The organism is Palleronia pontilimi (assembly GCF_016412875.1).
GTDB lineage: Bacteria > Pseudomonadota > Alphaproteobacteria > Rhodobacterales > Rhodobacteraceae > Palleronia > Palleronia pontilimi.
The window spans coordinates 218,006-241,038 of sequence record NZ_JAEKPD010000009.1; the positions used below are offsets into that span (position 1 = coordinate 218,006).

The window sequence follows — 23,033 nt, forward strand, 5'->3', positions numbered from 1 at the left end:
AGGCGACGGACGTCGCGCGCAGAACGGATCGGGCCCGGATGAGCGACACCTTCCAGAACTGGGGACCGCTGGCATTGGCCACGCTGGCCGCTGCCTCGGTCATCGTGTTCTGGATCCTGCAGACCGCCCGGCACGAACGATTGCTGGCCCGCCTGCCGATCCGCGTCCATGTCAACGGCATCCGCGGCAAGTCCACCATCGTGCGCTACATCGCCGGAGCGTTGCGCGAAGGCGGCATCACGACGGTCGCCAAGACCACGGGCAGCGCGACCCGGCTGATCCATCCGGACGGATCGGAAGAACCGATCCGGCGGATCGGCGCGCCGACGATCATCGAGCAGATCGAGATCCTGGGACGCGCGACCGGCCCGGACACCCAGGCCATCGTGATCGAGTGCATGGCGCTCGACACCGAGTATCAGCGCATCTCGGAGCAGCGGATGATCCGGGCGACGGACGGCATCATCGCCAATGTCAGGCGCGACCACGTCGAGCAGATGGGGTACGAGCTGCCCGATATCGCCCGGGCGCTGTCGAACACGGCGCCCCTGAACGCGCCCCTGCTGACGGCCGAACGGGACCCCGAGCTGCGCGCGATCCTGTCGCAGGCCGCGCGCGCCCGGGGCGGCCAGCTGGTCGCGGTGCGCGGCGCCGATGTCTCGGACGCCGAGCTGGACGGCTTCGGCCCCCTGACCTTCCCCGAAAACGTGGCGCTGGCACTGGCCGTGGCCGAGCGGCACGGCGTCGATCGTGCGACTGCCTTGCGCGGGATGCGGGGCGCAAGGATGGATCCCGGCGCGTCCGGCGTGTTCCATCACGCCATCGACGGCCGCGATTTGTGGTGGATCAACCTGTTCGGCGTGAACGACGTGGACAGCGCCCGGATCAACCTGCGGCGGGTGATGGGCTGGGCCGAGCGGCGGGGCGACGTCGCGCTCGTGCTCAACAACCGCGCCGACCGGGAAAACCGGACGCTGCAATTCGCCGAGATGCTGTCTGAAATGGGCGCGGCAACACGCGTTTTCCTGTCGGGCGAAGGACTCGACAAGCTGCAGGACGCGCTCAGGCATGCGGGTCTGGACGACGCTAGCAGACTGGACCTGCCGAAGGATTTGTCACCGCGCGCGGTGCTGCACAGCGTGTCGGACAAGGGCTCGGTCGTGCTGATCGGACTGGCGAACATCCATACGCGCGACGCCGACCTGATCCGCGCGGTGCTGGAAGATCCCGCCGCCGCCTGGAGCGGCGACAGGGACACGGACGTGGCGCAAGCCCCCTGCACCGACCGGGACGCCGCCTGATGGCGCTCTACTACCATCCCGACCTGGTGCGCTTCGCCTTCGTCCTTGGGATCGTCGTGTCGATCCTTTTCTACGAGCGTCGCCACCTGACGACCGGGGGCATCGCCGTGCCGGGCTACCTGGCTTTCGCGATCTTCCAGCCCTTCATCGTGCCCGCCGTCTTTCTTGCGGCGCTGGCAAGCTACCTGGCCGTGCACAAGGGATTGGCGCGCCTGATGATCCTGCCCGCCGCCGCGAAATTCAGCCTGACGATCGTCTGCTCGTCGGTGATCCACCTGGCCGTGGACGCGACCCTGGTCGCACGGCTCGGCCTGCAGGAAAGCTCGCCGTTTCTCAGGGGTATCGGCTACGTGGTGCCGGGTCTGCTGGCGCATGACTTCTCGCGCCACGGCATCGCCAAAACGACCGTGAACGTGGGCGTCACCACCTGCATCGTCGCGGTCGCGCTTGTCGGCCTGATCTTCGCGTTCCCCGATCTGGCGCGGGTGCAGGCCAGCCCGGTGACTGACGTGTTCCCGATCCGCCTGGCCTTCTTGCCGCTTCTGGTGTTCCTCAGCCTGATCGCGTGGCTGGGTCTCGTGCGGATGCACGGGCTGCGATGCGGCGGCTTCCTGGGCGGGGCGTTCCTGACCCTGCTCGTGCTGCAACCGTCCGAGCTTGTCCGCTTCGCCCTTGCGGCGCTGGCGACGGGGTTGGTGGTGCGGCACCTGCTCGACCCGGTGTGCATCCTGTTCGGACGCCGCCGCTTTGCCGCCCACATGCTGGTGGGGGCCTGCCTGTCCTGGGCGGCGTTCCGGGTGTCCGAACTGCACTTCGCGGGCGAGACTATTTCGGTCGTCACGCCTTCGCTGTCGGTCCTGGGCGTTCTTCTGACGGGACTGATCTCGCATGATATCGACCAGGTCGGCCCCGCGCATTTCGCGCTGGGCGCATTCCTGAGCATCGGGTTCACCCTGACCGGCACGCTGCTTCTGGTCGAAGCGGTGACCGCCCAGCGCGCGGAAGTGGCGCTGCCGCTGCTGGTTTGCTTCGTCGTCGGGGCCGTGCTGCTGGCCACCCGCCCGGCGCACCTGCGCGCCCTGGCGGCGCGCGCGTCGCACCTGTTTTTCACCCAAGGATCCCGAAATGCCGCAGACCGATGAGACGAATGACGCCACCGGGCGCAGCGGACCTGCCCGCTTTTCCATGTCGAAGGTGGTGCTGACCATTGCCGGGCTGGTCGTCGGCGCGACCGCGATCCTGCTGACGCTGGCGCCGGACGTGCCGCCAAAAGGAACGCTGACGCTTGGCGATGCCTATGTCCATGGCGCGGTGACCCATGTGGGTATCGCGCATAGCGCGCGGATCGCGGCGCTGCGGGTGGATCTGGGCGACAAGGTGACGGCCCGCGATGTGGTCGCGACACTCGACGCGGACGCCCTGCGGGCCCGCGTCCGCGGGGCCGAGGCGGACGTGACGCGGCTGCGGGCGGAGCTTGCGCGCGCCGAAATTGCCGACAGCGTGGCCGAGGGCCGACTGGCAGGCGCCCGCGCGCAGTCCGAAGCCGCGATCCGGGCCGCCGACGCGCGTGTGGCATCCGCCCTGGCCGCGCGGGACAGCGCCCAAGACGCGCTCGAGCGGAATTCCGAACTGGCCCGTCGCGGGATCATCGCGAAAGCCAGGCTGGAGGAGTTCGAGCGGGCCGCCGAAGAGGCCACGGCGCTGGTCGCGCGGCGCCGAGCCGAACTGACTGAAGCGCAAGCGGCCACGGTGGCGCTGGATGCCCGCGCCGAACGCTCTGGCCTGCGCGCGGCCGAACGCGCGGTGCTGCGCGCGCGGCTTGCCGAAGCGCAGGCGGATCTCAGCCGGTTGCAATCGGGCCTGGCGGATACCGATGTCGCGGCGAAGGTCAGCGGCGTGGTCGTCGATGTCGCCGCGCGGGCGGGCGCGTCGGTGCGGCCCAACGACACCATCGTGTCCATCTGGAACACCGATCGCATCTGGATGCGCGCCTGGGTCGCGGAAGATCAGGTCGCCCGGATTTCCAGCGGCGACCGCGCCACGATCGAGATCGACGCCCTGGCGGGTCGCAGCGTTCAGGGCACGGTTCAGCGGATCCTGGTCTCGCGGAACGGGCAGGAGCAGCTTCTGCCGGGCCAGCCGATCTCGCCGCTCTTGCCGGACGAGTCGCGCTTCGCGGTGCAGGTCGCCTTCGATCCCGGGACCGGGCTGCGCGATGCCCTGCTGCCGGGCATGTCCGGCACGGTCCGGATCGCGCTGACCGAAGGGGCCGACACGCAACAGGGCCCGACCGAAAAGATCCTGTCCTACGGGCGCGGCCTGCTGCAGATGCTCACGTCGAGGAAGGGATAGCCGCGCCCATCGCGGCCCGGCTACCGCTAGGCGCGGCGGGCGTCAGCGGGTATCTTCTGAATGGGCCAAGACCGACGCCGGAGGACACACATGCACACGCGGAGAAGACATGCCGCACTCGCGGCGTGGGTGACGCTCTTCGGTTCCGCGGCGCCGGCCCAGGGCGCGGACGATCTTGCCGACCGGGCGCTGAAGGGGGATTTCGATGCAACCGGCGTCATCGCCTGCGCGCAATCGGGGCGCGAGGCTTTTGGGCGCTGCGAGGTCGGGATCTTCCGGGGCGACGGACGCAGTGCCGTGGCGGTCGTGGTGTTTCCCAACGGGTTCCGCCGCACCCTGTCCTTCGAAGACGGCATGTTCCTGCGCGCCAATCCAACCATGTCGGGCACGGGCACCGACACGCAGTCGCGGCTTGAGGTTGGCATTCACAGCATCCGGGTGGAGGGGCAGCGCTACACGCTGCCCGATACGCTGGTCTTCGGCGACTAGCGCGCCCCCGGCGGCGCCACCGCGCCACCGCCGGGGGATCGGCGCGGGCCGCGACGCCGGAAATGCGGCGCGGCCCGGCCAGATCACATCGAGGGCGTCAGCTTGTGGATCGCGCCCTCGTCCACGGCGGCGTAGAGGCTGCCGTCTGGACCCTGCACCAGGGACCGGAAACGGGCCGATTCCATCGGCAGCGTCATCTCGGTGACGTCGACCACCGACAGGTCACCGTCGAGCTGGATCACGTCGATCCGCTGACCGAGGGGCGTGCCGCCGAAGCCGATGCCCATGAGGCCCACGACCATCGCGCCGTTCCAGTCGCCCCATTGCTCGCCCGTCAGGAACTCGGCCGAGGACGTGCCCTGCGACCAGCCGTTATTGGTCCAGATCGGCGGCATGGCGTCGGGATAGGTCTCGAAGTCGGTCATCGGCATGAAGGCCGCCCGTTCGTAGCGGTTCATGCCCTCCATCTGGTTGGGCATGTAGCCGCAATAGCCGTCCGGGCAGTCGCCGCGCCCGGCCATGTTGGGCCGCGGATCCCAGCCGCCATTGCCGCCGTTGACCAGTACCGTGATCTCGTCGGAATGCCACGGGCCGTGTTCGGCGATGATCGGCGTGCCCGTTTCCGGATCGAAGGTGATGCCCTGCACGTTGCGGTGCCCGTAGGTGTAGGTCCGCGGGTCGAAGCCTTCGGGCGGGGTATTGTCGGGGGCGGCGTTGCCGTCGGTATCGATCCGCAGCACCTTCGAGCCCATCAGCGTCGGGCTTTGCGGGATCTCGGGATTATGGTTGTCGCCCGTGGTCAGGTAGATGTAGCCGTCCGGCCCGAAGCGCACGCGACCGCCGTTATGCGCGCCCGTATCGCCGAAGGGGTGATCGGTCGGCTCGGTCTTGTAGGGCACATCCTCGACGATATCGGTGCGGTCGGACACGTTCGAGAAATCCTCGGCCACGGTCCAGCGCATCAGGCGGTTGGTCTGCGGGTCGGACAGGTTCGACGCCGAATAGACGTAGATGCGGCGGTTCTCGGCGAAGTCGGGATCGACGGCGACACCGTTCATCCCCGCCTGGCCATCGCAGAACAGGTCCTCGGCGGTCGTGGCGTAGCCTTCGGTCTCACCCATCCCGATCAGCTGCGTGACGTCGCCGGACGGCATCCGGACCGACAGGCCCTTGCACTTCTCGGTGAAGAACATGGTGCCGTCGTCCAGGAACGCCATGTCCCACGGGTTTTCCAGCCCGTCGATGACGATCTCGTGGCTCAGGCTGGTGGTGTTCGGGCTGGTCTGGGCCAGCGCGGGTTGCGCCGAAAACAGCGCGCCCGCCAGCAGCGGAAGAATCCACGGCGACGGTTTCGCAAGTGATTTAATGAGCATTGCAGCCTCCCTTAGAATTATCCGGTTCATCGGGCGCAGGGGGATCCGCAAGCCTGGAATTCCCTTGCGTCAATCACCGGTTCGGCCACGCTAGAACTCCCGGCGCGACTCAGCAATAGGTTGTTTGGGATCGCCCGGATTTCCGCCTGCCGCGGCCCGAGATGGGCCGGTCGGGGGGCGTCGATCAGTCGAACGAGGTCGTGATATATTCGGCCAGGTTGGCGATGTCGTCATCCGACAGCTCGGCCGCGTGGGGCATCATCAGCGCCGAGTTCGCCCCCACCTTTTCGCCCGAGCGATACTGCTCGAGCCGCATGGTGATGTATTCGAAATCCTTGTCGGACAGCTTGGGGAAGCTGGCCATGCCCTGCGCCTTCTGTCCGTGGCAGTTCTTGCAGACGCTCTGGTAGATTTCCTCGCCCGCGGCCGCATCCGCCATTTCCGTCGCCTCGGTCGCTTCCGCGGCCTCGGTCTCTTCGGTTGCGTGGGCGGACGATGCCCAGGAAAGCCCCAGAAGGATGGCGGCGCCAAGCGCCTGTTTTCCGATCGACATCTGCTGGTATTCCTTTTTGTGGGTCACCGGGGTCGCGCGGACCGACGGGGGCGGCTGCCCGGCCCGACCGATGGGGTTGGCGTCCAGCTTTCATGATTTGGTGGGGGTGTTCAAGCGATGGATCGGGGGCGACGATCACATCTTCCTGCGCCAGCCCGGACTGCAAATGCGGCGAGCTTTGGATCAGTGGACGGTCAGCAGCGAAATGGCGCCCACGGCGATCAGGCTCAGGGCCCAGACCAAGTCGAGGTTGAACCAGCTTCTGGACAGGAACCGCATCCCGAGCCAGCGATGAACGCCCACGGCCAGCGCGCCACCGGCGCAGGTCATCGCGACCGTGTGGACCAGGGCCACCAATGCCGCGACACCCCAGTTGCTTGTCATCAGCTGGGCGGCGGCCGCGTGACCCGGATCCGCCCCAGCCGCGTGGTGGAGGCCCAGGTAGATCGGCACCAGCATCAGCCCCGCACCATGAGCCATCGCGGCCAGGAACGACCAAAGCGCCAGCCGCGTGGGGGGTATCCGCGCCAGGAAACGCGGATGGCGCCGATTGAAAGCCAGGTAGATGCCCATCCCGATCACCAGGCACGCGGCCGCGATCCGGATCTCGCGCTGCCACTCGACCAGGAACAGCAGCGCCGAGAACGGGAACAGGATCGCCGCCATGGCAAGCAGATGGCCCGCGGCCAGCGCCGCGATCGCCCGGTACAGGCTTCCGCTGGCGCGATCCATCAGCGCGGCCGACACCGCCAGCGGCCACCCCATCCCCGGATTGACCCCGTGATAGACGCCAGAGCCGACGACAGCCCACCAAAGGGCCGCCGTCGTGTCCATGCCGTCCACGCGTCAGACGGACGGGTAGCAGAAGCTGTCGGTCGAGCAGTCGCCGCCTTCGAGCCGGATCTGGTGGCTGCGATAGCCTTCGGGGAAGTCGACCCAGAAGTCTTCGGCCAGGCTGAACCCGCCGCCTTCGCCCACATGGGCCATCACCATGGCCGCGCCGCGGTCGCCGGGATAGAACTGGTCGTCCCACGTGGAATAGAGCGAGTTGGTCCAGTAGACGCGTTTGCCGTCGCGGCTGATCTCGACCATCTGCGGGCCGTAGCCGAAGGTCTTGCCGTTCGGATGCGGGGTCTTCTTCACGATGCCGCCGATTTCGACCTTGCCCGCCAGTTTCGGGTTCATCGGGTCCGACACGTCGTATTGGTGCATCTCGCCCTGCCCCCAGCAGGCGACGTAGAGGTACTTGTCGTCCAGGCTCAGGTCGATATCGGTGACCAGCGCCGGGACCGCGCCGAACCCTTTCAGCAGCTCGGGCAGATCGTCCGCATCGGCGGGCTGCGGGTCGATGGTGATGGTCTTCTTGGCCTCGAACGTGCCGTCGTCCTTCTGCCACCAGGTGAAGATCGCGCCCTGCAGGTTGGTCGTGTCGACGACGACGCCGACGAAGCCATAATCCTTGGCCGGATCGTGGGCGGGCCGGATTTCCAGCGCCATCTGGTGGTTCTCGCCCAGGTCGATGGTCTGCACGTTCTTGCGCTGGCGCAGGTTCCAGAAGTGGATCTTGTGGCCGTACTTGTTGGACAGCAGATCCTCGGGGACGATGCCGTTCTCGAATTGCGGCGGCAGGCCCCATTCCGACGACACCATGTAATCGCGCGGCAGGTTCCACCAGAAATCGTAATGCTTGTCCTGCTCGCCGCGGTCCATCTCGTAGCGACCGAGGATCTCGAACGTCTCGCAATCCATGATGAAGATGCCGGGTGGCCCGTCGGTCCCGTCCTTGCCGCCGCCACCGAGGGTCGAGACATAGATGCCTTCTGGGCCGCAATGGATCGTGTGGGGCCGCGAATAGCCGGTTTTGGCAAAGACCTCTTCGGGCTCGATGATCTTGTGGATCTTGGCCTTCAGCGGCTCCTTCACGTCGATGACGTAGATGCGCGACGACCGGATGCCGGGGATGATCAGGTAGCGCCGTTCCAAGAACGCGTGACCGGTCAGCGGCGACAACGACGACGAACAGGCGTTCCAGCCGAAATGGTGAAACTCGTCGCCCGTGTTGGGCATCAGAAGCTGATGCACGATCTGGCCGTAGGTTTTCGATGTGGGGTCCACGTCAACGACCGCCAGCCCGTCGGGCTGCGAGCCGTCGGGGCTGAGCATCAGCGTGAAGGCCAAGGTTTCTGCCGGGGCTTCCATCGCGATTTTCGGGGTGGCGTAGAAGGTGGGATCTGGCCGCAGGTTCATCAGGTAATCCTCCCGTGGGTCAATGACGTGCGCATGCGCGTCGCTTGCCGCGACGATCAGCATGCCACAGAAATCGGATTCCCGTGAACGATTCGACGGCCGGGGTGCCCGGTGCGGTCGATCCCGGTGCCCCCGGGATCCAAGGTTTGGAAGACAGCCGCCATCTGCTAGGCTCAATCCCGGGGGGCTTCAGATGGACACGATCAGCCTGACATTCGAGATGAGCGTCGTCCTGGGGCTGCTGCTCTTCACGGTCGTCCTGTTCGTTTCGGAAATCGTCCGCATCGACCTGGCCGCCATCGCCGTCATGGTGCTGCTGGGCCTGCTGAGCCAGCTTCCCGGGCTGGGGTCGCTGGCCGATGTGAGCCAGCTTTTCAACGGTCTTGCGTCCAACGCCGTGGTGTCGATCATCGCGGTGATGATCATCGGCGCGGGCCTCGACAAGACGGGGCTGATGAGCAAGGTCGCCGCGCTGATCCTGAAATACGGCGGCAATACCGAAGCGCGGGTCGTTCCCATCATCTCGGGCTCCGTCGGCGTCATCTCGTCTTTCATGCAGAATGTCGGTGCCGCCGCGCTGTTCCTGCCGGTGGTCAGCCGGATCTCGGTCCGGACCGGGCTGCCGCTGAGCCGGATGCTGATGCCCATGGGCTTTTGCGCCATCCTTGGCGGCACCATGACCATGGTGGGATCGTCCCCGCTGATCCTGCTGAACGACCTGATCCTGACGGCCAACAAGTCGCTGCCCGAAGCACAGCAGATGGACACCTACGGGCTGTTTTCGGTGACCCCCATCGGCGTCGGCCTTATCGCGACCGGGATCCTCTATTTCATGATCTTCGGACGCTGGATCCTGCCCACCGAGCAGAAGGCCGGGGACGCGACCAGCGGACGGTCGATGAAGCAGTATCTGAAGGAGATCTACGGCCTGAAAACCGACATCTTCGAAATCACCATCCCCGAAGGCCACCCGGTCGAGGGGCAGACCTTCGACGACGTGATCCAGCGCTATCACATCTACATCATCGGCAGCGCCTATCGGGGCAAGACCTTCTTCGCACCGGTCATCCAGACGAAGATCACCACGCCCTGCCGCCTGGCCGTCCTGGGCCGCGAAAAGGAAGTCCGATTCATGGCCGAGGATGCGGGCTTCACGCTGCACAAGAAGCTGGACGTCTTCGCCGAGGATTACGCGCCGACCCGGTCCGGAGTGGCCGAGGTGGTCATCCCCCCCGGCTCGTCGCTGATCGGCAAATGCGCCCATGACGTGGTGTTCCGCAAGACCTACGGCGCCAGCATGCTTGCGATCCACCGGGGCGAGGAAACCCTGAGCCTGGTCGCGACCGAAGAACACAAGCCGACGCAGATCGGGGAAGTGCCGTTCCGCGCGGGCGACACGCTGGTCATCCTGAGCACGTGGGAGGCGCTGACGCGACTGACCAAGGATCGTGACTTCGTGGTGGTCACGACGGATTTCCCGCGCGAAGAGCTGCGCCCGACCAAGGTGGGCTGGGCGCTTGGGTTCTTCGCGATCGCGCTGTTCCTGATCCTGTTCACCGACCTGCGCCTGTCGCTGTGCCTGCTGACCGGGGCGGTGGGGATGATCCTGACCCGCGTGCTCGATATCGACGAAGCCTACGCCGCCGTCAGTTGGAGCACGGTCTTTCTTCTTGCCAGTCTCATTCCCCTAGGCCAGGCGGTCCAGACGTCGGGCACGGCCGCGTGGATCGCGCAGCAGGTGCTTGTCTGGCTGGACGGCTGGCCGATCTGGTCGCTGCAGGTCGGAATTGCCGTCATGGCGACTGTTTTCACGCTGATCATGTCGAATGTCGGGGCCACCGTCTTGCTGGTGCCCTTGGCCGTGTCCATCGCGGTCGCGGCGGGCGGAAATCCGGCGGTCTTTGCCCTGACGGTGGCCATATCGACGTCGAACTCGTTCCTGATTCCGACGCACCAGGTGAATGCGCTCATCATGGGACCGGCAGGCTACAAGGTCACCGATTTCATCAAGAGCGGCGGGATCATGACGGTCCTGTTCCTGGTCGTGTCCCTGACCATCCTGAACGCGCTTTTCTAACGGCTCATCGCCGCCGGGTCAGTGCGCGACGCGATGACCGGGCGACATCTGGCGCAGCTCGACGCGCGCGGGCGCAGAGCCGACGGGGAAGATCGGGCTTGCCTCTTCGATCCCGGCGGTGTCGGGCAGGGGCGCGCGCGTCCGCGTGGGATCGGGGACCGGAACGGCCGCCAGCAGGCGCTTGGTGTAGGGATGCTGGGGATCGCGCAGCACCGCGTCGCGCGTGCCGTCTTCCATCACCTGGCCCAGGCGCATGACGACGACCCGGTCGGCGACCTGCTCGATGACCGCCATGTCGTGGCTGATGAACAGGTACGAAAGGCCGTCCTGTTCCTGCAATTCCTGCAACAGATCGAGCACCTGCGCCTGCACGCTGACATCGAGCGCCGAGACGCTTTCGTCGGCGATGATGACCCGTGGCGACAGCGACAGGGCGCGGGCGATGCACACCCTTTGCCGCTGGCCGCCGGAAAACTCGTGCGGGTAGCGCGACAGCATGTCCGGCGACAGGCCCACGCGGCGAAACAGCCATTCGGCGCGATCCCCCAGTTCCGAGCCGCTGGCCAGGCCATGCACCCGCATCGGCTCGACCACCTGTTCGCCGACGCTCATCCGCGCGTCCAGCGACGCGCCGGGATCCTGGAACACCATCTGGATGTCGCGCAGCACCGGGCGCATCGCGGCCCGGGACCGCCCCCGCGTCTGCACGCCGCCGATGCGGATCGAGCCGTCCCACGGCACCAGGCCCAGAAGCGCCTTGCCGATGGTGGACTTGCCGCAGCCGGATTCGCCCACCAGCGCCAGCGTCTCGCGCTCGCGGATATGGAACGACACGCCCTCGACCGCGTGGACCCGCGCGACGGTGCGGTTCAGCAGCCCACCGGCGATGTCGAAACGGACGCTCAGATCGTCGACCTCGACGATCTTCTGGGCTTCGGGATGCACCGGACGGTCGGGCGCCGTTCCCAGCCGCGGCACGGCGGCGAGCAGCGTCCGGGCGTAGTCCGTCTTCGGCGCGGCGAACAAGTCGCGCACCGGGGCCGCTTCTTCCTGGCGGCCTTCGCGCAGGACGACGACGCGGTCGGCCATCTCGGCCACGACGCCCATGTCGTGGGTAATCATCAGAACGGCCGTGCCATGCTCGGCCTGCAGCGTGCGGATCAGGTCGAGGATCTCGGCCTGCACGGTCACGTCCAGCGCGGTGGTGGGCTCGTCGGCGATCAGGATTTCGGGATCGCAGGCCAGCGCCATGGCGATCATCACGCGCTGGCGCATGCCGCCGGACAGCTCGTGGGGATATTGCGACAGGCGGCGTTCGGGTTCGGTCAGGCGCACGTCCTGCAGCAGGCGTAGCGCGCGTTTCGGGGCCTGCCGTCGCGAGCAGACGCGGTGCTCCAGCAGCACCTCGCAAAGCTGGCGCTGCACCGTCATCAGCGGGTTCAGCGACGTCATCGGCTCCTGGAAGATCATCGCCACGCGGGCCGAGCGGATCTGGCGGTAGCCGCGTTCGCTCAAGGCCGTCAGGTCCGTGTCGCCCAGCCGGATGGTGCCGCCGGACACGCGCGCCATCGGTTTCGGCAGCAGCCCCATGATCGCCAGCGCGGTCATGGACTTGCCGGACCCGCTTTCGCCGGCCAGCGCCAACGTCTCGCCCGCGATCAGGTCGAAGGACAAACCGTCCAGCACGGTCTTGGCACCCGCATCGGTGGCGACCTGCACGCTCAGGTCGCGCACGGTCAGGACCGGGCGTGCACCGCCCGGCCCCCTGTCTTCTGCATCGCTCATTCCAGGACGACGCGGGGGAAGTAGAAGGACACGACCCAGTTCGGCATGTCCACGATCTCGGAGATCCGCAGATCGCCCGCGACCGAGCAGAGCAGGTACGCATCCTCGGCCGAGAAGCCGTGCTGCTTGCACAGAAGGTCGATCATGCCCGACACGGCATCCTTGGCCCCCGACATCATGTCGGGGCCGATGCCGGTCGTGACCTCGTAGCCCTTCACGTCCAGGTGCCGCGTCACCGGTCCCGGCGTGGTGAAGCGCGGGAAGGCCAGCTTTTCCTGCTTGATGAGGTCCAGCGTTATTTCGACATCCATGGGGCTTTCGATGGCGGTGCCGCAGACTTCCCCGTCGCCCTGGGCCGCGTGGGTGTCGCCGATCGAGAACAGCGCCCCCGCGACCTCGACCGGCAGGTACAGCGTCGTGCCCGCCGCCAGATCGCGGATATCCATGTTGCCGCCCATCCGCCGGGGCGGGACGACCGAATGCAGGCCGGGCTCGGCCGGGGCAAGGCCGATGGTTCCCGCGAAGGGTTTCAGCGGCACCTTGGCGATGTCCGAGAACAGCGCGGGCGCCAGCGTGTCGGGATCGTAGCTCCAGGTCTTCAGGTGCGGGTCGGCGAACTGGTCGGCCAGAAGCCCGAAGCCGGGGATGTTCGCCGTCCAGCCGAAGCCGGACGGGTGGAACGCCTCGATCCCCACCTTCAGGATATCCCCCGGCTCGGCCCCGTCCACGTAGACGGGGCCGGTGACGGGGTTGATCTTGTCGAAATCCAATCCGGGCACATCCGCCGACGTGCTGTCGGCGGTGAACTGACCGCCGGAGCTGTCGAGACACTGGAAATGCAGCCGCGACCCCGGCGCCACCGTTTCCGCGGGCGGGATCGAATGATCCCACCCGTGATGGTGATGGCCGTGGATCGTGTAATCGCAATTCTTGCACATCGCGTCACTGCGCCCCGGTCGAGTAAATGTAGTCGTAGTTCACCGGGATGTGGACCGGATCGACGAACAGGCTGTCGTCGCCCGCAACATTGTCCGAATGCAGGGTGAAGCGCTGCTCGTTGAAGATCGGCACCCACGGCGCGTCGTCCATGATGTCGACGTAGATCTGGCGCCACGCGTCCTCGCGCGCCGCCTCGTCACCGACCATCGCGTCGGCCTCGGTCGCGCGGGCGTCGATCTCCTCGTTGCAATACCACGACCAGTTCCAGCCGCCCGGGGTGGCACCCGCACACCCCAGGATCGGACCGTAGAAGTTGGACGGATCGGGGAAGTCGGCGATCCAGGCCATGCCGCCCGACCAGATCATCGGCGCCTGATCCGCCTCGCCGCCCGCGGCGATGACGTTGGCCTGCGCCAGGCTGCGGATCTCGGCGGTGACGCCGATCTCGCTCAGGTCCTGCTGGATGGCCTGCGCGATGCGCGGGTTCGGATCGACGTTCATCACGAAAAGCTCGGTCTCGAACCCGTCGGGGAAGCCGGCATCGGCCAGCATCTGGCGCGCGGCCTCGGGGTCGTAGGCGTAGCCTTCGTAGCTTTCGTCGTAGCCCGGCATCGACGGCGGCAGCGGCTGGTTGGCGGGCACCGCGCGGTTGTTGATCATCTGGACGATGCGGTCCTTGTTGATCGCCATGTTCATGGCCTTGCGCACGTCGACATTGTCGAACGGCGCCATCTGCGTGTTCATCGTGATGTAGCCGGTCTGAAGCTGGCCACCTTCGACGATCTGGTCCTCGTACTCGGCATCGTTCACGACCTGCAGGAACTGCGCGGGCGGAATGCCGTCGCCCGGCACGTCGGCGTCGCCGTTCTGGATGCGCAGCAAGGCCACCGTCGGCTCGAGCCCGATGTTGAAGGACACGCGGTCCAGTTTCGGCACGCCCGCGCGGTGATATTCGTCGAACCGCTCGAAGACGAGCTGTTGGCCGGGCGTCCACTCGGCCAGGCGGAACGCGCCGGAACCGACCGGCTGGCGGCCGAAATCCTCGCCCGCCTCTTCCACGGCTTCGCGGGGCACGATCGACGCGAAGTTCAGGGCCATGACGTGCCCGAAAGTGGCGTCGGGGCGCGACAGGGTGATCTCGACGGTCTTGTCGTCGATGACCGAGATGCCCGAAAGGCCCTCGCCCTCGCCCGCGTTCCAGGTGTCGAAGCCCGCGATCATGCCGAAGAAACCGGCGCCGGGGCTGCGGGTTTCGGGGTTGGTCACGCGCTCGAGCGAGTATTTCACGTCCTCGGCCACGATCTCGCGTCCGTTGTGGAACTTGATCCCATCCTTCAGGGTGAAGGTGTGGGTCAGGCCGTCTTCGCTGACGTCGACGCTTTCGGCCAGCTCGTTGCGCAGCTTGGTCGTGCCGGGCTCGTAGCCCATGAGCCCGTCGAACAGCGACTTGATCATCGACCAGTTCTGCCAGTCGTAGCCGATCGCCGGGTCGAGCGTTGCGACGTCATCCTGGTAGGTCACGGCCATCTCGCCGCCCTGCGGCGCATCTTCGTCGACCTGCGCAAGGGCCCCGGAGGCGGTCAGCGCGATACCGGCGATGCCGGAAAGAAGGATATTCTTCATTGGTCTTTCTCCACTGTTGGTCATTTGGTCTTGATTCTCGGGTCGATGAGGGGTGCCACCAGATCGGCGATCAGGTTGCCGAGCACGATGGCGGTGGCCGAGACCATGGTGACGCCCATGATCACGGGGATGTCGACACGCTGGATCGCCTGCCACGCCAGCTGGCCGATACCGGGCCAGCCGAAGACGCTTTCGACGACGACGATGCCGGACATGAACAGGCCGATATCGATTCCGATCATGGCGATGATCGGCAGGATCGCGTTCGGCATGACGTGCCGGGTGACGATCCTGAGCTTCGACAGGCCCTTGGCCCGCGCGGTGCGCACAAGGTCCTGGTTCAGCACCTCAATCATGGACGAGCGCATCATCCGGCTGTACCAGCCCGCGCCCAGCAGCCCGAGCGTCACCGACGGCAGCACCAGATGCGCGAAGGTGCCGTAGCCGCCGATGGGGAACCAGCCCAGCTGCACCGCGAAGACGTAAAGCAGCAGGATGCCGATCACGAACTGCGGGGCCGAGATCGCCACGAACGAGAAGATCATCAGCGTGTGGTCCACGGGGCGGTTGCGCCGCAGGGCCGCGACGACGCCGATGGTCAGCCCGATGATCAGCTCGGTCACGATGGCCGACACCATCAGCAACAGGCTCGCGGGCAGGCGCGACGCGATCAGCGACGACACCTCGGCGCGCTGCAGGTAGGACCGGCCCATGTCGCCCTGCGCAAGGCCCGTCAGGTAGCGCCAGTATTGCGTGACCAGCGGATCGTTCAGGCCCAGCTGGTCGCGGATGTTCGCGACCGTCGCTGCCGTGGCGGACCGCCCGGCGATCTGGCGGGCGGGATCGGCGGGCACCAGGTACAGCAGCAGGAACGTCACGAAGGTGATCCCCAGCAGGATCAGCGCGCTTTCGAACAAGCGGCGCAGCAGGTAGCCCCACATCAGTGCCGCCCCTTCAATGTCGGATCCAGGATGTCGCGCAGGGCGTCGCCCACCAGGTTGAAGGCCAGCGCCAGCAGCACGATCAGCACGCCGGGGAAGAACACCAGCCAGGGCGCCGTGGAAAAGTAGGTCTGGTTTTCGAAGATGATGTTGCCCCAGCTGGGCATCGGCGGCTGCACCCCGACGCCGAGATAGCTCAGCGTCGCCTCCAGCAGCACGGTCGTGGAAATGCCCAGCGTGCCGAACACGATGATCGACGACAGCAGGTGCGGCAGCAGGTGCTTGAACAGGATGCGGATCGGCCCCGACCCGATCGAGCGCTGGACCTGGATGAACTCGCGCTCGGCCAGGCTGCGGGTTTCGGTGTAGATCACCCGGCTCATCTGCACCCAGTTCACCATGGCGATGACCAGCGCCACGATCAGCAGCGACGGCTGGAAGATCGCGGCCAGAACGATGGCCAGCAGCAGCGCCGGGAACGCCATCATCAGGTCGGTGAACCGCATCAGGATGGCCGCGGTCCAACCGCCGAAATAGCCCGCGGTGATGCCGACGCCCGCCCCAAGCAGCACCGCGATACCGTTGGCCAGGACCCCGATGATCAGTGACGTGCGCGTGCCCAGGATCAGGCGGGACGCCAGATCCCGCCCCAGAAGGTCGGTGCCCATGGGATAGTCGCCGCCGGGCGGCAGCGGCCCCCCCATCAGGTCCAGCCCGTCGAAACTTTGCGCGAAGGGATCGGCAGGCATGATCCACGGCGCGAAGACGGCGGCGAAGACCATGGCCGCGATGACGATCATCCCGAAAGCCGCGCGCGGCCGACGCATCAGCTGGCGCAGCACCTCGCGGGCGCCGCTGCGACGGGGGCGCGTCGCGGGATCGGCCGCAACGCTCATGCGTCGCGCGCCCGATCCGCGGGACCATCCGCCAGCACGGCCCGCGCCGCGCCTTCCAGCGTGGTCTGTCCGACCATGGCCATCGTGCGCAATTGCTTCAGCGCCAACGCCTCGTCCCCGCCATCCGCCATCAGGGCGATCACCGCGCGCACCACGTCCAGCCGACCGGCGCGCATATGCGCGACCTCGGCCCGCTCCCGCGCCATGGCCGACCGGCGCTCGAAGGTGGCGTGGGCGATGACCAGTGCCGAGAACAGGTTGCCGAGCGCCGACATGGGCAAAAAGGCATCGACCTGTTGCCCCAGCGCCCAGCCAAGCCGACCCGGGCTTTCCGACCCGATCAGCCCGACGACCGGAACCGGCGCTTCCGCCACGGCCCATGGAAAGGCCCCATCGTGCCCGGTGTCGATATCGAGGATGATCATGTCCGCGACCGAAGCGCCGTCCGCGCCGAAGCCGCTGCTTGATCCGATCGCCCTGATCCCCAGGCGGTCGCATCGCTCGGCGACTTGCCGAATGGCATCGTCGGAGCGATGCAGGATGCAGGCGGACAATCCGGCGAAATGATGCTGCGGGATACCCGTCATCGCACGATCCTTAATCCTGGACGGCGCTCGATGGGCGGAGCGCTCTGTCGCGACAGGTAGGGGTCGGCGGGCACGGCGCACTCCGCGCGCGCGATCACCCGGAATTTACCGTCCCGCGCCAGGGCAAGCCGGGGCGTCAGGGCCGCGTGCCGCAGGACCGGGTCGATGCCGACAAGCCCGATCGCGGTTTCGACCGGCGCGTCGGTGACCGCGTCGAACACGGCATGGGGCGCATCGGTCCCGGCCCGGGCGACGGCCGCCGCGAACAGCTCGACCGCCGCATGTGCCGTGGCTAGGAAGCACGACACCTCTTTGTTCGGCGCATGGCGACGCGCGACGGCGGCAAGGTCCGGCCCCGCATCCTCGGCGAAGAAGCTGCCCGCGGACAGCAGGTTGTCGGCATGGCGGCCCAGCTCGGCCAGGTCGGCCTCGGTCTGGTTGAAGCTCACAAGATGGCCGGGCCGCGCGCCGCGCCCGGGATCGCGCGCGCCGAGCGCCTGGACGAACCCCGTGCTGGACGGCCCGATCAGGCTGTTCACGACGCAATCGGGATCGGTGGCGATGATCTCGTCGACCAGGTGATGATACGCGGTGGATCCCAGCGGCACGTAGCGCTCGCCCACCACCTCGATCCCGCAGGCCTGCAGACGGTCGCGCGCCAGTCGCAAGGTCTCCCAGCCCCAGACGTAGTTCGAGCCCACGAGATAGGCGCGCGTCATCCCCTGCGCCGCGATCCAGTCGATCGCCGGGACCACGTGATGGTTCGGCGCGGCGCCAAGATAGACCACGTGGTCGTTGCACTCGAACCCCTCGTAGGGGCAGGGATACCACAAGAGCCCGCCCTTGCGTTCGAGGATGGGGATCATGTCCTTGCGGCTCCACGACGTGATGGCGCCGACGATGTTGCGCACGCCCGCATCGAGCAATTCGGCCGTCTGCGCTTCATATGCGGAAGGATCGCCGCCCGGATCGCGAATGACCGGCTCGATCCGGACACCGCCCCGTTGCGCGATGCGGTCGATGGCCCCCATGGCCCCGGCAAGCGCGCTTCGACCCAGGGCGGCATAGCTGCCCGTCGTCGAGAAGATGAGACCAAGCTTGTAGGACACACGCCCCCCGGAAAAGAAAAAGGCCCCGCCCCACCGGAAGTCCGATGGCGTACGAGGCCCGATTGCCGTGGTCGATCAGAGCGACCCTTTGGAGTGAGCGTTGCGCAAAGTGCGTCGTCTTGTCCAGCCTTTCGTCGGCGATCAGGTGCGACAGCCGCCTTCGCCTAATTTTCAGGCGCCCCCGACCATCGGGTGACGCCTCGCTCAGCGCATACGGTCCGGGACGCGGTGTCGGCCAAGTCAAAGACGCTTCCGGCTCTCCCGGTACTTCCGGCGACGGACCTGCCAGCATCCCGATCCGAGGAAGACGGCAGCAGTTCGCACGAGAAATGGATCATTTCGTCGACGTTATCCGGCAGGGCGCGGAGCGAGCACGGGGGCGTACCAATAAAACGAGACGCGAACTGACTGAGGCGCTGGGATTGTTTCACCTATGTGGAACTGTAGAAGAGCGGCCCGAGAGGGCAGAAAGCAGAAGTTCGCTGCACTGATGTATCGTAGTGGAAAAGGTTGCTCTACGCCCCCGCGCGGGGGCGGACAAATTCGGGGCAGTCGCACACTGATGACAGTGCCATCGCGCCCAAACCAGCCCTGCTCTTAGGACTTCCTCTCGGACACCTATGGGGCCTGTCGCAAATTCCGCATCATGGCGGTCACCGATGATTTCCACCGCGAAACCTCGGCTTGTTGAACGATCTGAGGGTACCCTGTCCGGTTCGCTTGCCACACCCGAAACGAACCGCTATCAAACCGACAGTCTCGCGCTATGAACGAGGGACGAGCGGGAACAGGTCACATTTTATGAACCTTCAGTGACTCAATTCCCGCTACGATTAAACTGTTTGGTTGAGGGCGACTATGAAACGAGTAATGCAACTGATTTTCGCGATTGCCATATCGTTCCCAACGATTACAACTGGTCAGGCATTGACGCCTGAAGACCTACGTGCCCAGATCGACGCGCAGACTGCTCAATCTGATCCATTCATGGATATTTTGAACGATCCCGACTCCGCGCGCAGCTTGGCAGCGGTTGAGTTGATGATCAACAGCGGCGATCCGCGTCTTATGCAGATGGCTATCGATTTTGGGCTGCAATCTGCGGCACCACCGGTCCGCCGCGCAGCGGTGTTGGGGTTTTTGCACACCCGGCCGGTACTGCAAGTTCAAGTAAAATTGCCCGAGGATCGCGCCGATGAATTGAGAGAAGGGTTTCGTAAAGGAACTGGTGGATCTGTTCTTGCGAACGGCGACGCTGTTTACTCCGTGAATGTGGGCGACTTCGATGCGGAAAACAATTGCTTCGTGCAGAAGGCTGGCAGGCGTATCGCTTGCGCTGTCGAAGTTTCGCCGACGGGCTTAACTATTTCTGCGTATAGTGACTACGGGGCAAAATCTATTTTAAACTTCAATGCTGATGGCCATCTCACCGGCGCGACTTCCATTGATTGGGTAGATGGTAGCTTTCCCACCACGCTTTCCATCACCGACTGACGCCTATTCAACGCTCACGCGGTCGAGTGCAATGTCACCGGCAGACCATGCGTCGCGCAGTAAAATTCGCACCAAGCGGGCATTGCGCGGGGCAAGACGACCGGTATCAAACTGGCCGTCAGGCGTCATCCGGCCTTGGGTCCAGAATCTGAAACGATCTCCGGTTGTGCTCGGGTCAAGGAAAATCGCGATATCGCGCGGAACTGCATAGTCACCGCCCGGCGCGGTTATACGCAATCTCCCCACCCCAACTGGAGATTTACCTTCTAATCGCAATGTGATCTCAACCTGCGCATCTGGCCGCGTTACGTAAAGGCCCTGTCCTGTCAGGTTCTCCGGTGAGAACTGGGGAAGGACGGGCAATGAGTTGGTCGATATTTCAGTCAGCGCAAACCCTTGGCTGGTATCGCCGTTTGCTGCGGGCTCTTGCGGCGAGCTGCGGAAAGCTACACCCTGCTCGTTGAGGTAGCGTTCGATGTTCATCGCGATCTCTTCTGCCCGCAGAAATGTCGCGCGTGTTGGATCGTCGGATGTGATTGCCATGCCGATAGGGGTGGACCCCACGAAGGCAAAGGCCCCCGAGGTTCCTTGTGCGATCGCATCGTCGGAATCGGCGACCTGACCGATAAATGTCAGATAATTGCGGTCAAGTATTTGGAGAGGGAGGCGTTCTTCGTCCCCCAAGGGCAAGACGCGTGACAGAACCGCCTGTGTCGCGTTCCGAGATCTTGTCGACTGCTTCAGGTCAGCGAGCGTCGCAGTGCAGCGACCGTCGAGCGGACCTGGGTCCACGATCGCAACTGCGAGGTCGAGATCTGGCCAGAATGGCAAGCGGACGGTTGCTTGGTCGGTTGCCATAGGTGCCGCTGTGGCAACCGTAATCTTCGGCAGGGGGCCAGCCACATGGGCCGGTAGGGCGATATGACAGCTGTTTTCAAATCGAAACATCCAGCCGAAACCCCATTCGCCAAGACCGTTTTGAATGCGCACTTCCTGGGCAGCAATCGTGTTGGCATGTGTTGCTAATGCTATTACAAATGCAAAGACGTTGAAGATGGACGATTGCAAAATGCGTGTTGCCATGATTTTTCTCGCTGCTTTGTCTACGACGGCAGTGAAAGCGGAAACGCTATCTCTTGCAACCGCTCCGGACTTTTTCGAGGAATTATTGCCCGCCGCGCGCATTTCAGGCAGCCTCGTTGCCGGGGTTCAGCTTCAGGGCCCTTCTGGAGATGCGCTGAGAGTTGCTGCCAATGTTCCAGCCGCATGGGCAGGCGAGATCGCATGCGCGCGCGTCATCTCGATCGATGGGACCTATGAGGCAACAAACGAATATTCAGTGCCTGCCGGTTGGACAGGCGGACAGGCCACTTTAGAGTATCCCACACTCCACGAAGAGTTTTTACAAGGCAGAAAGGCTGACGGTATCGGTTTGCGGGTCTCGCGTGGTCCCTGCGACGGGAAACCTGAAGAGGTCACGATATCATCGTGGAATAATGGAGCTGGTGACACGCCAGCCATCTTGGTGAACTCTTTTCAGGCCGATGTCGTCTTCGCCTATATCGGTGAGACTTCGTCCCCTGTCCGCTGCACGCCCGTGGCGCTGGAGGGCCGCTCGGCGTTCGACGTGCGCTGTCCGATTGAGATCATTCCGAAGACGCCATCTGTCAAAGTCGAAATCTTGCGCGTAACTAATGGCCAAGCCTCTCCGTCCAGCTCATTTCTACTCTGGCTGCCCGAAAGCTAATCTTACATGGAAAATGGGCCACGGTTTCTACGCTTGGGAACGAGAATTGTCATTACCAGTCTGCTTGCGCGGCGGTTCGGGCTTCTGCTTTCAATGACTGCCATGGTCCTCCTGGTGGTCTTCCTCGCCCTACTTCTATTCGGCTCCAGCCGCAGCTTTCTTGTCGAAGCTCGAACAGGCGGCCTCAAAATTGAATTCTCGGAAAGTAGTAACTCTTGGCGCCTTCCCGACGCCGTTCTTTGCTTGCCGCTTGAGATCCCAACTTTTCCACCGGACCCAGATTGTGGCATTGCAGCAAAATCTGACGGTCCACCAAACGAACGGTTGATTGCGTGGGCCGACGGAACGATTGTTGAGATAAGCGGAGAGCGTGGTGGTGGCATTCGAATTGAGGCTATGAGTGGGAATACTGCAACGCTCCCCATGAATGCCGCCTTCATAGTCTCTCGCAATGCATGGCAAAGGGCAGGCGCACTTACTTTCCGAGGCTACGCAACGATTGGACAGGATATGAGTGATGGCGCCAGTCATTACTTGCGAGAAGGCCGCTGGGAGGCCCGCGAGGCAGGTTGGTTGACGTCAGTTTTCCGATCGGTCACCGAAGTCGTCAAGACAGGCGATCTTCCGACCGGTGCAAAAGTAACTGCCATAATCGATGGGGAACCTGCACTTGCGTATGGCCACCTAGCGCGAGGGATGGGACCACGTGACGAAGAAACGGGACTTGATGTTACGATGATCTCGGAGTTTGGCGACACAGCCCTATCAGTGCGGCATTTCGGACTTCGTAATGCCGTTGTGATAAAGCCAGACTGGATTGATGTTGCGATTTCAAGTCCACTTCTTCTTGCGGTGGCCGCACTATTTTCAATCCTTGCATCGTTTGTTCAGGTTCTCATGCTTGGTTTGAGTCGGCCCACTGACGCAGTAGACAAACCTGTCCTGTAGTCATGTGCAGAACCTGAATATTTGCGTGCATTCAGATTGACCCCGATAAGGCAAAATCATTCTCGGTATTAAAAAAATAGCCATTAGTGAAACCACGGCAAATTTCACATAATCTATCTTTAGACCTATTTGCTTTATAGATCCTGCGCGAATGATTTGCCCCCGAAACATCCCTCGTTTTGACGAAGAGTCTGCTCAATCTTTGAAAAGAGCGAACGAGTACGAAAGAGCAGTTTCACCGAGGCGCAGATCATTGGGATGACCAAGGAACAGGAAGCTGGCATGGAGACGATGCTCTCCCTTCGCATGGCGCTCCTGGGACTTCCCGCAATCGCCGCAATCTCCGCCAATCACCTCGCAGCCCTCCTCCTCGCGTTATGAATGAGGGACCAGAAGGGGGCAGGTCACAGGTCATCGACAATATCTTCGAGGCCATCGAGACGGGCGAGTTCTCCCCGCCCCTCGTCAAACGGCTGACCAAGCTCGATGCCGAGCTCGACTAAATGAAGGGCCAACGCGCGGCGGCGACGCTTGACCTTCTCCCCGGTATCCGGGCCATTGCGAACTGGACT

The 23,033-nt window shown here is 64.6% G+C and carries 20 protein-coding genes and 1 pseudogene; 9 read left to right on the top strand and 12 right to left on the bottom strand.

All coding sequences use genetic code 11. The features are described 5' to 3' along the window. Positions 1-38 precede the first annotated feature (38 nt). From pgsB to ILP92_RS11345, 4 genes are all read left to right on the top strand, one after another. Entirely contained in the window at positions 39-1,301 is a 1,263-nt protein-coding gene (gene pgsB / locus ILP92_RS11330; RefSeq protein ID WP_198916507.1) for a poly-gamma-glutamate synthase PgsB, read from the top strand. Then, a complete protein-coding gene (locus ILP92_RS11335) occupies positions 1,301-2,443 on the top strand; it encodes a poly-gamma-glutamate biosynthesis protein PgsC/CapC (protein ID WP_198916508.1) in 1,143 nt (380 codons plus the stop codon). The genes pgsB and ILP92_RS11335 overlap by 1 nt, the downstream gene beginning before the upstream one ends. Beyond that, positions 2,427-3,653, top strand: a complete 1,227-nt coding sequence (locus tag ILP92_RS11340; RefSeq protein ID WP_198916509.1) for an HlyD family secretion protein — start codon at positions 2,427-2,429, stop codon at positions 3,651-3,653. Before ILP92_RS11335 ends, ILP92_RS11340 begins: the two co-directional genes overlap by 17 nt. Before the next feature lie 90 nt (positions 3,654-3,743). Then, positions 3,744-4,142, top strand: coding sequence for a hypothetical protein (locus ILP92_RS11345; RefSeq protein WP_198916510.1), 399 nt, complete (start codon positions 3,744-3,746; stop codon positions 4,140-4,142). An 83-nt stretch (positions 4,143-4,225) separates the two neighbouring features. Here the strand turns inward: ILP92_RS11345 and ILP92_RS11350 are convergent, their stop codons facing one another. From ILP92_RS11350 to ILP92_RS11365, 4 genes are all read right to left on the bottom strand, one after another. Beyond that, entirely contained in the window at positions 4,226-5,515 is a 1,290-nt protein-coding gene (locus tag ILP92_RS11350) for a PQQ-dependent sugar dehydrogenase (RefSeq protein ID WP_198916511.1), read from the bottom strand. 184 nt (positions 5,516-5,699) lie between these two features. Further along, positions 5,700-6,068 carry a c-type cytochrome gene (locus ILP92_RS11355; RefSeq protein ID WP_198916512.1) on the bottom strand — a complete coding sequence of 123 codons (369 nt, stop codon included), beginning with the start codon at positions 6,066-6,068 and terminating at the stop codon, positions 5,700-5,702. A 183-nt stretch (positions 6,069-6,251) separates the two neighbouring features. Further along, positions 6,252-6,902 carry a hypothetical protein gene (locus tag ILP92_RS11360; RefSeq protein WP_198916513.1) on the bottom strand — a complete coding sequence of 217 codons (651 nt, stop codon included), beginning with the start codon at positions 6,900-6,902 and terminating at the stop codon, positions 6,252-6,254. 12 nt (positions 6,903-6,914) lie between these two features. After that, complete coding sequence (locus ILP92_RS11365) at positions 6,915-8,315, bottom strand: selenium-binding protein SBP56-related protein (protein ID WP_198916514.1); 1,401 nt, start codon at positions 8,313-8,315, stop codon at positions 6,915-6,917. 193 nt (positions 8,316-8,508) lie between these two features. Between ILP92_RS11365 and ILP92_RS11370 the strand changes: the two genes are divergently transcribed. Continuing rightward, a complete protein-coding gene (locus tag ILP92_RS11370) occupies positions 8,509-10,392 on the top strand; it encodes an SLC13 family permease (RefSeq protein ID WP_198916515.1) in 1,884 nt (627 codons plus the stop codon). Between the two features lie 18 nt (positions 10,393-10,410). Here ILP92_RS11370 and ILP92_RS11375 read toward each other — a convergent pair whose 3' ends face one another. From ILP92_RS11375 to ILP92_RS11405, 7 genes are read right to left on the bottom strand one after another with little or no spacing between them, the layout of a single operon-like run. Next, positions 10,411-12,177 carry an ABC transporter ATP-binding protein gene (locus ILP92_RS11375; RefSeq protein WP_198916516.1) on the bottom strand — a complete coding sequence of 589 codons (1,767 nt, stop codon included), beginning with the start codon at positions 12,175-12,177 and terminating at the stop codon, positions 10,411-10,413. Continuing rightward, the gene (locus ILP92_RS11380; RefSeq protein WP_198916517.1) at positions 12,174-13,115 is read right to left on the bottom strand and encodes an acetamidase/formamidase family protein; all 942 of its coding nucleotides are present in this window, start codon (positions 13,113-13,115) and stop codon (positions 12,174-12,176) included. The genes ILP92_RS11375 and ILP92_RS11380 overlap by 4 nt, the downstream gene beginning before the upstream one ends. 4 nt (positions 13,116-13,119) lie before the next feature. After that, positions 13,120-14,739 carry an ABC transporter substrate-binding protein gene (locus ILP92_RS11385; protein ID WP_198916518.1) on the bottom strand — a complete coding sequence of 540 codons (1,620 nt, stop codon included), beginning with the start codon at positions 14,737-14,739 and terminating at the stop codon, positions 13,120-13,122. A 20-nt stretch (positions 14,740-14,759) separates the two neighbouring features. Beyond that, the gene (locus ILP92_RS11390) at positions 14,760-15,680 is read right to left on the bottom strand and encodes an ABC transporter permease (RefSeq protein WP_198916519.1); all 921 of its coding nucleotides are present in this window, start codon (positions 15,678-15,680) and stop codon (positions 14,760-14,762) included. Then, positions 15,680-16,576 (bottom strand): ABC transporter permease, encoded by an 897-nt coding sequence (locus ILP92_RS11395; protein WP_198916520.1) that lies wholly within the window; start codon positions 16,574-16,576, stop codon positions 15,680-15,682. Before ILP92_RS11395 ends, ILP92_RS11390 begins: the two co-directional genes overlap by 1 nt. Further along, positions 16,573-17,163: an ANTAR domain-containing response regulator gene (locus ILP92_RS11400; RefSeq protein WP_198916521.1), complete on the bottom strand. Its 591-nt coding sequence runs from the start codon at positions 17,161-17,163 to the stop codon at positions 16,573-16,575. The genes ILP92_RS11395 and ILP92_RS11400 overlap by 4 nt, the downstream gene beginning before the upstream one ends. Next, positions 17,160-18,272 carry a transporter substrate-binding protein gene (locus tag ILP92_RS11405; RefSeq protein ID WP_198916522.1) on the bottom strand — a complete coding sequence of 371 codons (1,113 nt, stop codon included), beginning with the start codon at positions 18,270-18,272 and terminating at the stop codon, positions 17,160-17,162. Before ILP92_RS11405 ends, ILP92_RS11400 begins: the two co-directional genes overlap by 4 nt. 526 nt (positions 18,273-18,798) lie before the next feature. On the opposite strand from ILP92_RS11405, the pseudogene ILP92_RS18530 reads away from it, so the two are divergent. Both ILP92_RS18530 and ILP92_RS11410 read left to right on the top strand, forming a co-directional pair. Further along, a pseudogene (locus tag ILP92_RS18530) lies at positions 18,799-18,957 on the top strand (IS3 family transposase); the annotation flags it as partial. Positions 18,958-19,142: 185 nt separating this feature from the next. After that, positions 19,143-19,766 (top strand): HEAT repeat domain-containing protein, encoded by a 624-nt coding sequence (locus tag ILP92_RS11410; protein WP_198916523.1) that lies wholly within the window; start codon positions 19,143-19,145, stop codon positions 19,764-19,766. Between the two features lie 3 nt (positions 19,767-19,769). On the opposite strand, the gene ILP92_RS11415 is transcribed toward ILP92_RS11410, so the two are convergent. Beyond that, positions 19,770-20,849, bottom strand: a complete 1,080-nt coding sequence (locus tag ILP92_RS11415) for a hypothetical protein (protein WP_198916524.1) — start codon at positions 20,847-20,849, stop codon at positions 19,770-19,772. Here ILP92_RS11415 and ILP92_RS11420 point away from each other — a divergent pair. Together ILP92_RS11420 and ILP92_RS11425 are read left to right on the top strand one after the other, a co-directional pair. Further along, the gene (locus ILP92_RS11420; protein ID WP_198916525.1) at positions 20,821-21,513 is read left to right on the top strand and encodes a hypothetical protein; all 693 of its coding nucleotides are present in this window, start codon (positions 20,821-20,823) and stop codon (positions 21,511-21,513) included. The genes ILP92_RS11415 and ILP92_RS11420 overlap by 29 nt on opposite strands. A 114-nt stretch (positions 21,514-21,627) precedes the next feature. After that, entirely contained in the window at positions 21,628-22,461 is an 834-nt protein-coding gene (locus ILP92_RS11425) for a hypothetical protein (protein WP_214650026.1), read from the top strand. Positions 22,462-23,033: the final 572 nt, after the last annotated feature.

Coding starts and splice junctions, on each gene's coding strand:
- pgsB (WP_198916507.1), top strand. CDS start 39: ATGAGCGACACCTTCCAGAACTGGGGACCGCTGGCATTGGCCACGCTG.
- ILP92_RS11335 (WP_198916508.1), top strand. CDS start 1,301: ATGGCGCTCTACTACCATCCCGACCTGGTGCGCTTCGCCTTCGTCCTT.
- ILP92_RS11340 (WP_198916509.1), top strand. CDS start 2,427: ATGCCGCAGACCGATGAGACGAATGACGCCACCGGGCGCAGCGGACCT.
- ILP92_RS11345 (WP_198916510.1), top strand. CDS start 3,744: ATGCACACGCGGAGAAGACATGCCGCACTCGCGGCGTGGGTGACGCTC.
- ILP92_RS11350 (WP_198916511.1), bottom strand. CDS start 5,515: ATGCTCATTAAATCACTTGCGAAACCGTCGCCGTGGATTCTTCCGCTG.
- ILP92_RS11355 (WP_198916512.1), bottom strand. CDS start 6,068: ATGTCGATCGGAAAACAGGCGCTTGGCGCCGCCATCCTTCTGGGGCTT.
- ILP92_RS11360 (WP_198916513.1), bottom strand. CDS start 6,902: ATGGACACGACGGCGGCCCTTTGGTGGGCTGTCGTCGGCTCTGGCGTC.
- ILP92_RS11365 (WP_198916514.1), bottom strand. CDS start 8,315: ATGAACCTGCGGCCAGATCCCACCTTCTACGCCACCCCGAAAATCGCG.
- ILP92_RS11370 (WP_198916515.1), top strand. CDS start 8,509: ATGGACACGATCAGCCTGACATTCGAGATGAGCGTCGTCCTGGGGCTG.
- ILP92_RS11375 (WP_198916516.1), bottom strand. CDS start 12,177: ATGAGCGATGCAGAAGACAGGGGGCCGGGCGGTGCACGCCCGGTCCTG.
- ILP92_RS11380 (WP_198916517.1), bottom strand. CDS start 13,115: ATGTGCAAGAATTGCGATTACACGATCCACGGCCATCACCATCACGGG.
- ILP92_RS11385 (WP_198916518.1), bottom strand. CDS start 14,739: ATGAAGAATATCCTTCTTTCCGGCATCGCCGGTATCGCGCTGACCGCC.
- ILP92_RS11390 (WP_198916519.1), bottom strand. CDS start 15,680: ATGTGGGGCTACCTGCTGCGCCGCTTGTTCGAAAGCGCGCTGATCCTG.
- ILP92_RS11395 (WP_198916520.1), bottom strand. CDS start 16,576: ATGAGCGTTGCGGCCGATCCCGCGACGCGCCCCCGTCGCAGCGGCGCC.
- ILP92_RS11400 (WP_198916521.1), bottom strand. CDS start 17,163: ATGACGGGTATCCCGCAGCATCATTTCGCCGGATTGTCCGCCTGCATC.
- ILP92_RS11410 (WP_198916523.1), top strand. CDS start 19,143: ATGCAACTGATTTTCGCGATTGCCATATCGTTCCCAACGATTACAACT.
- ILP92_RS11420 (WP_198916525.1), top strand. CDS start 20,821: ATGGACGATTGCAAAATGCGTGTTGCCATGATTTTTCTCGCTGCTTTG.
- ILP92_RS11415 (WP_198916524.1), bottom strand. CDS start 20,849: ATGGCAACACGCATTTTGCAATCGTCCATCTTCAACGTCTTTGCATTT.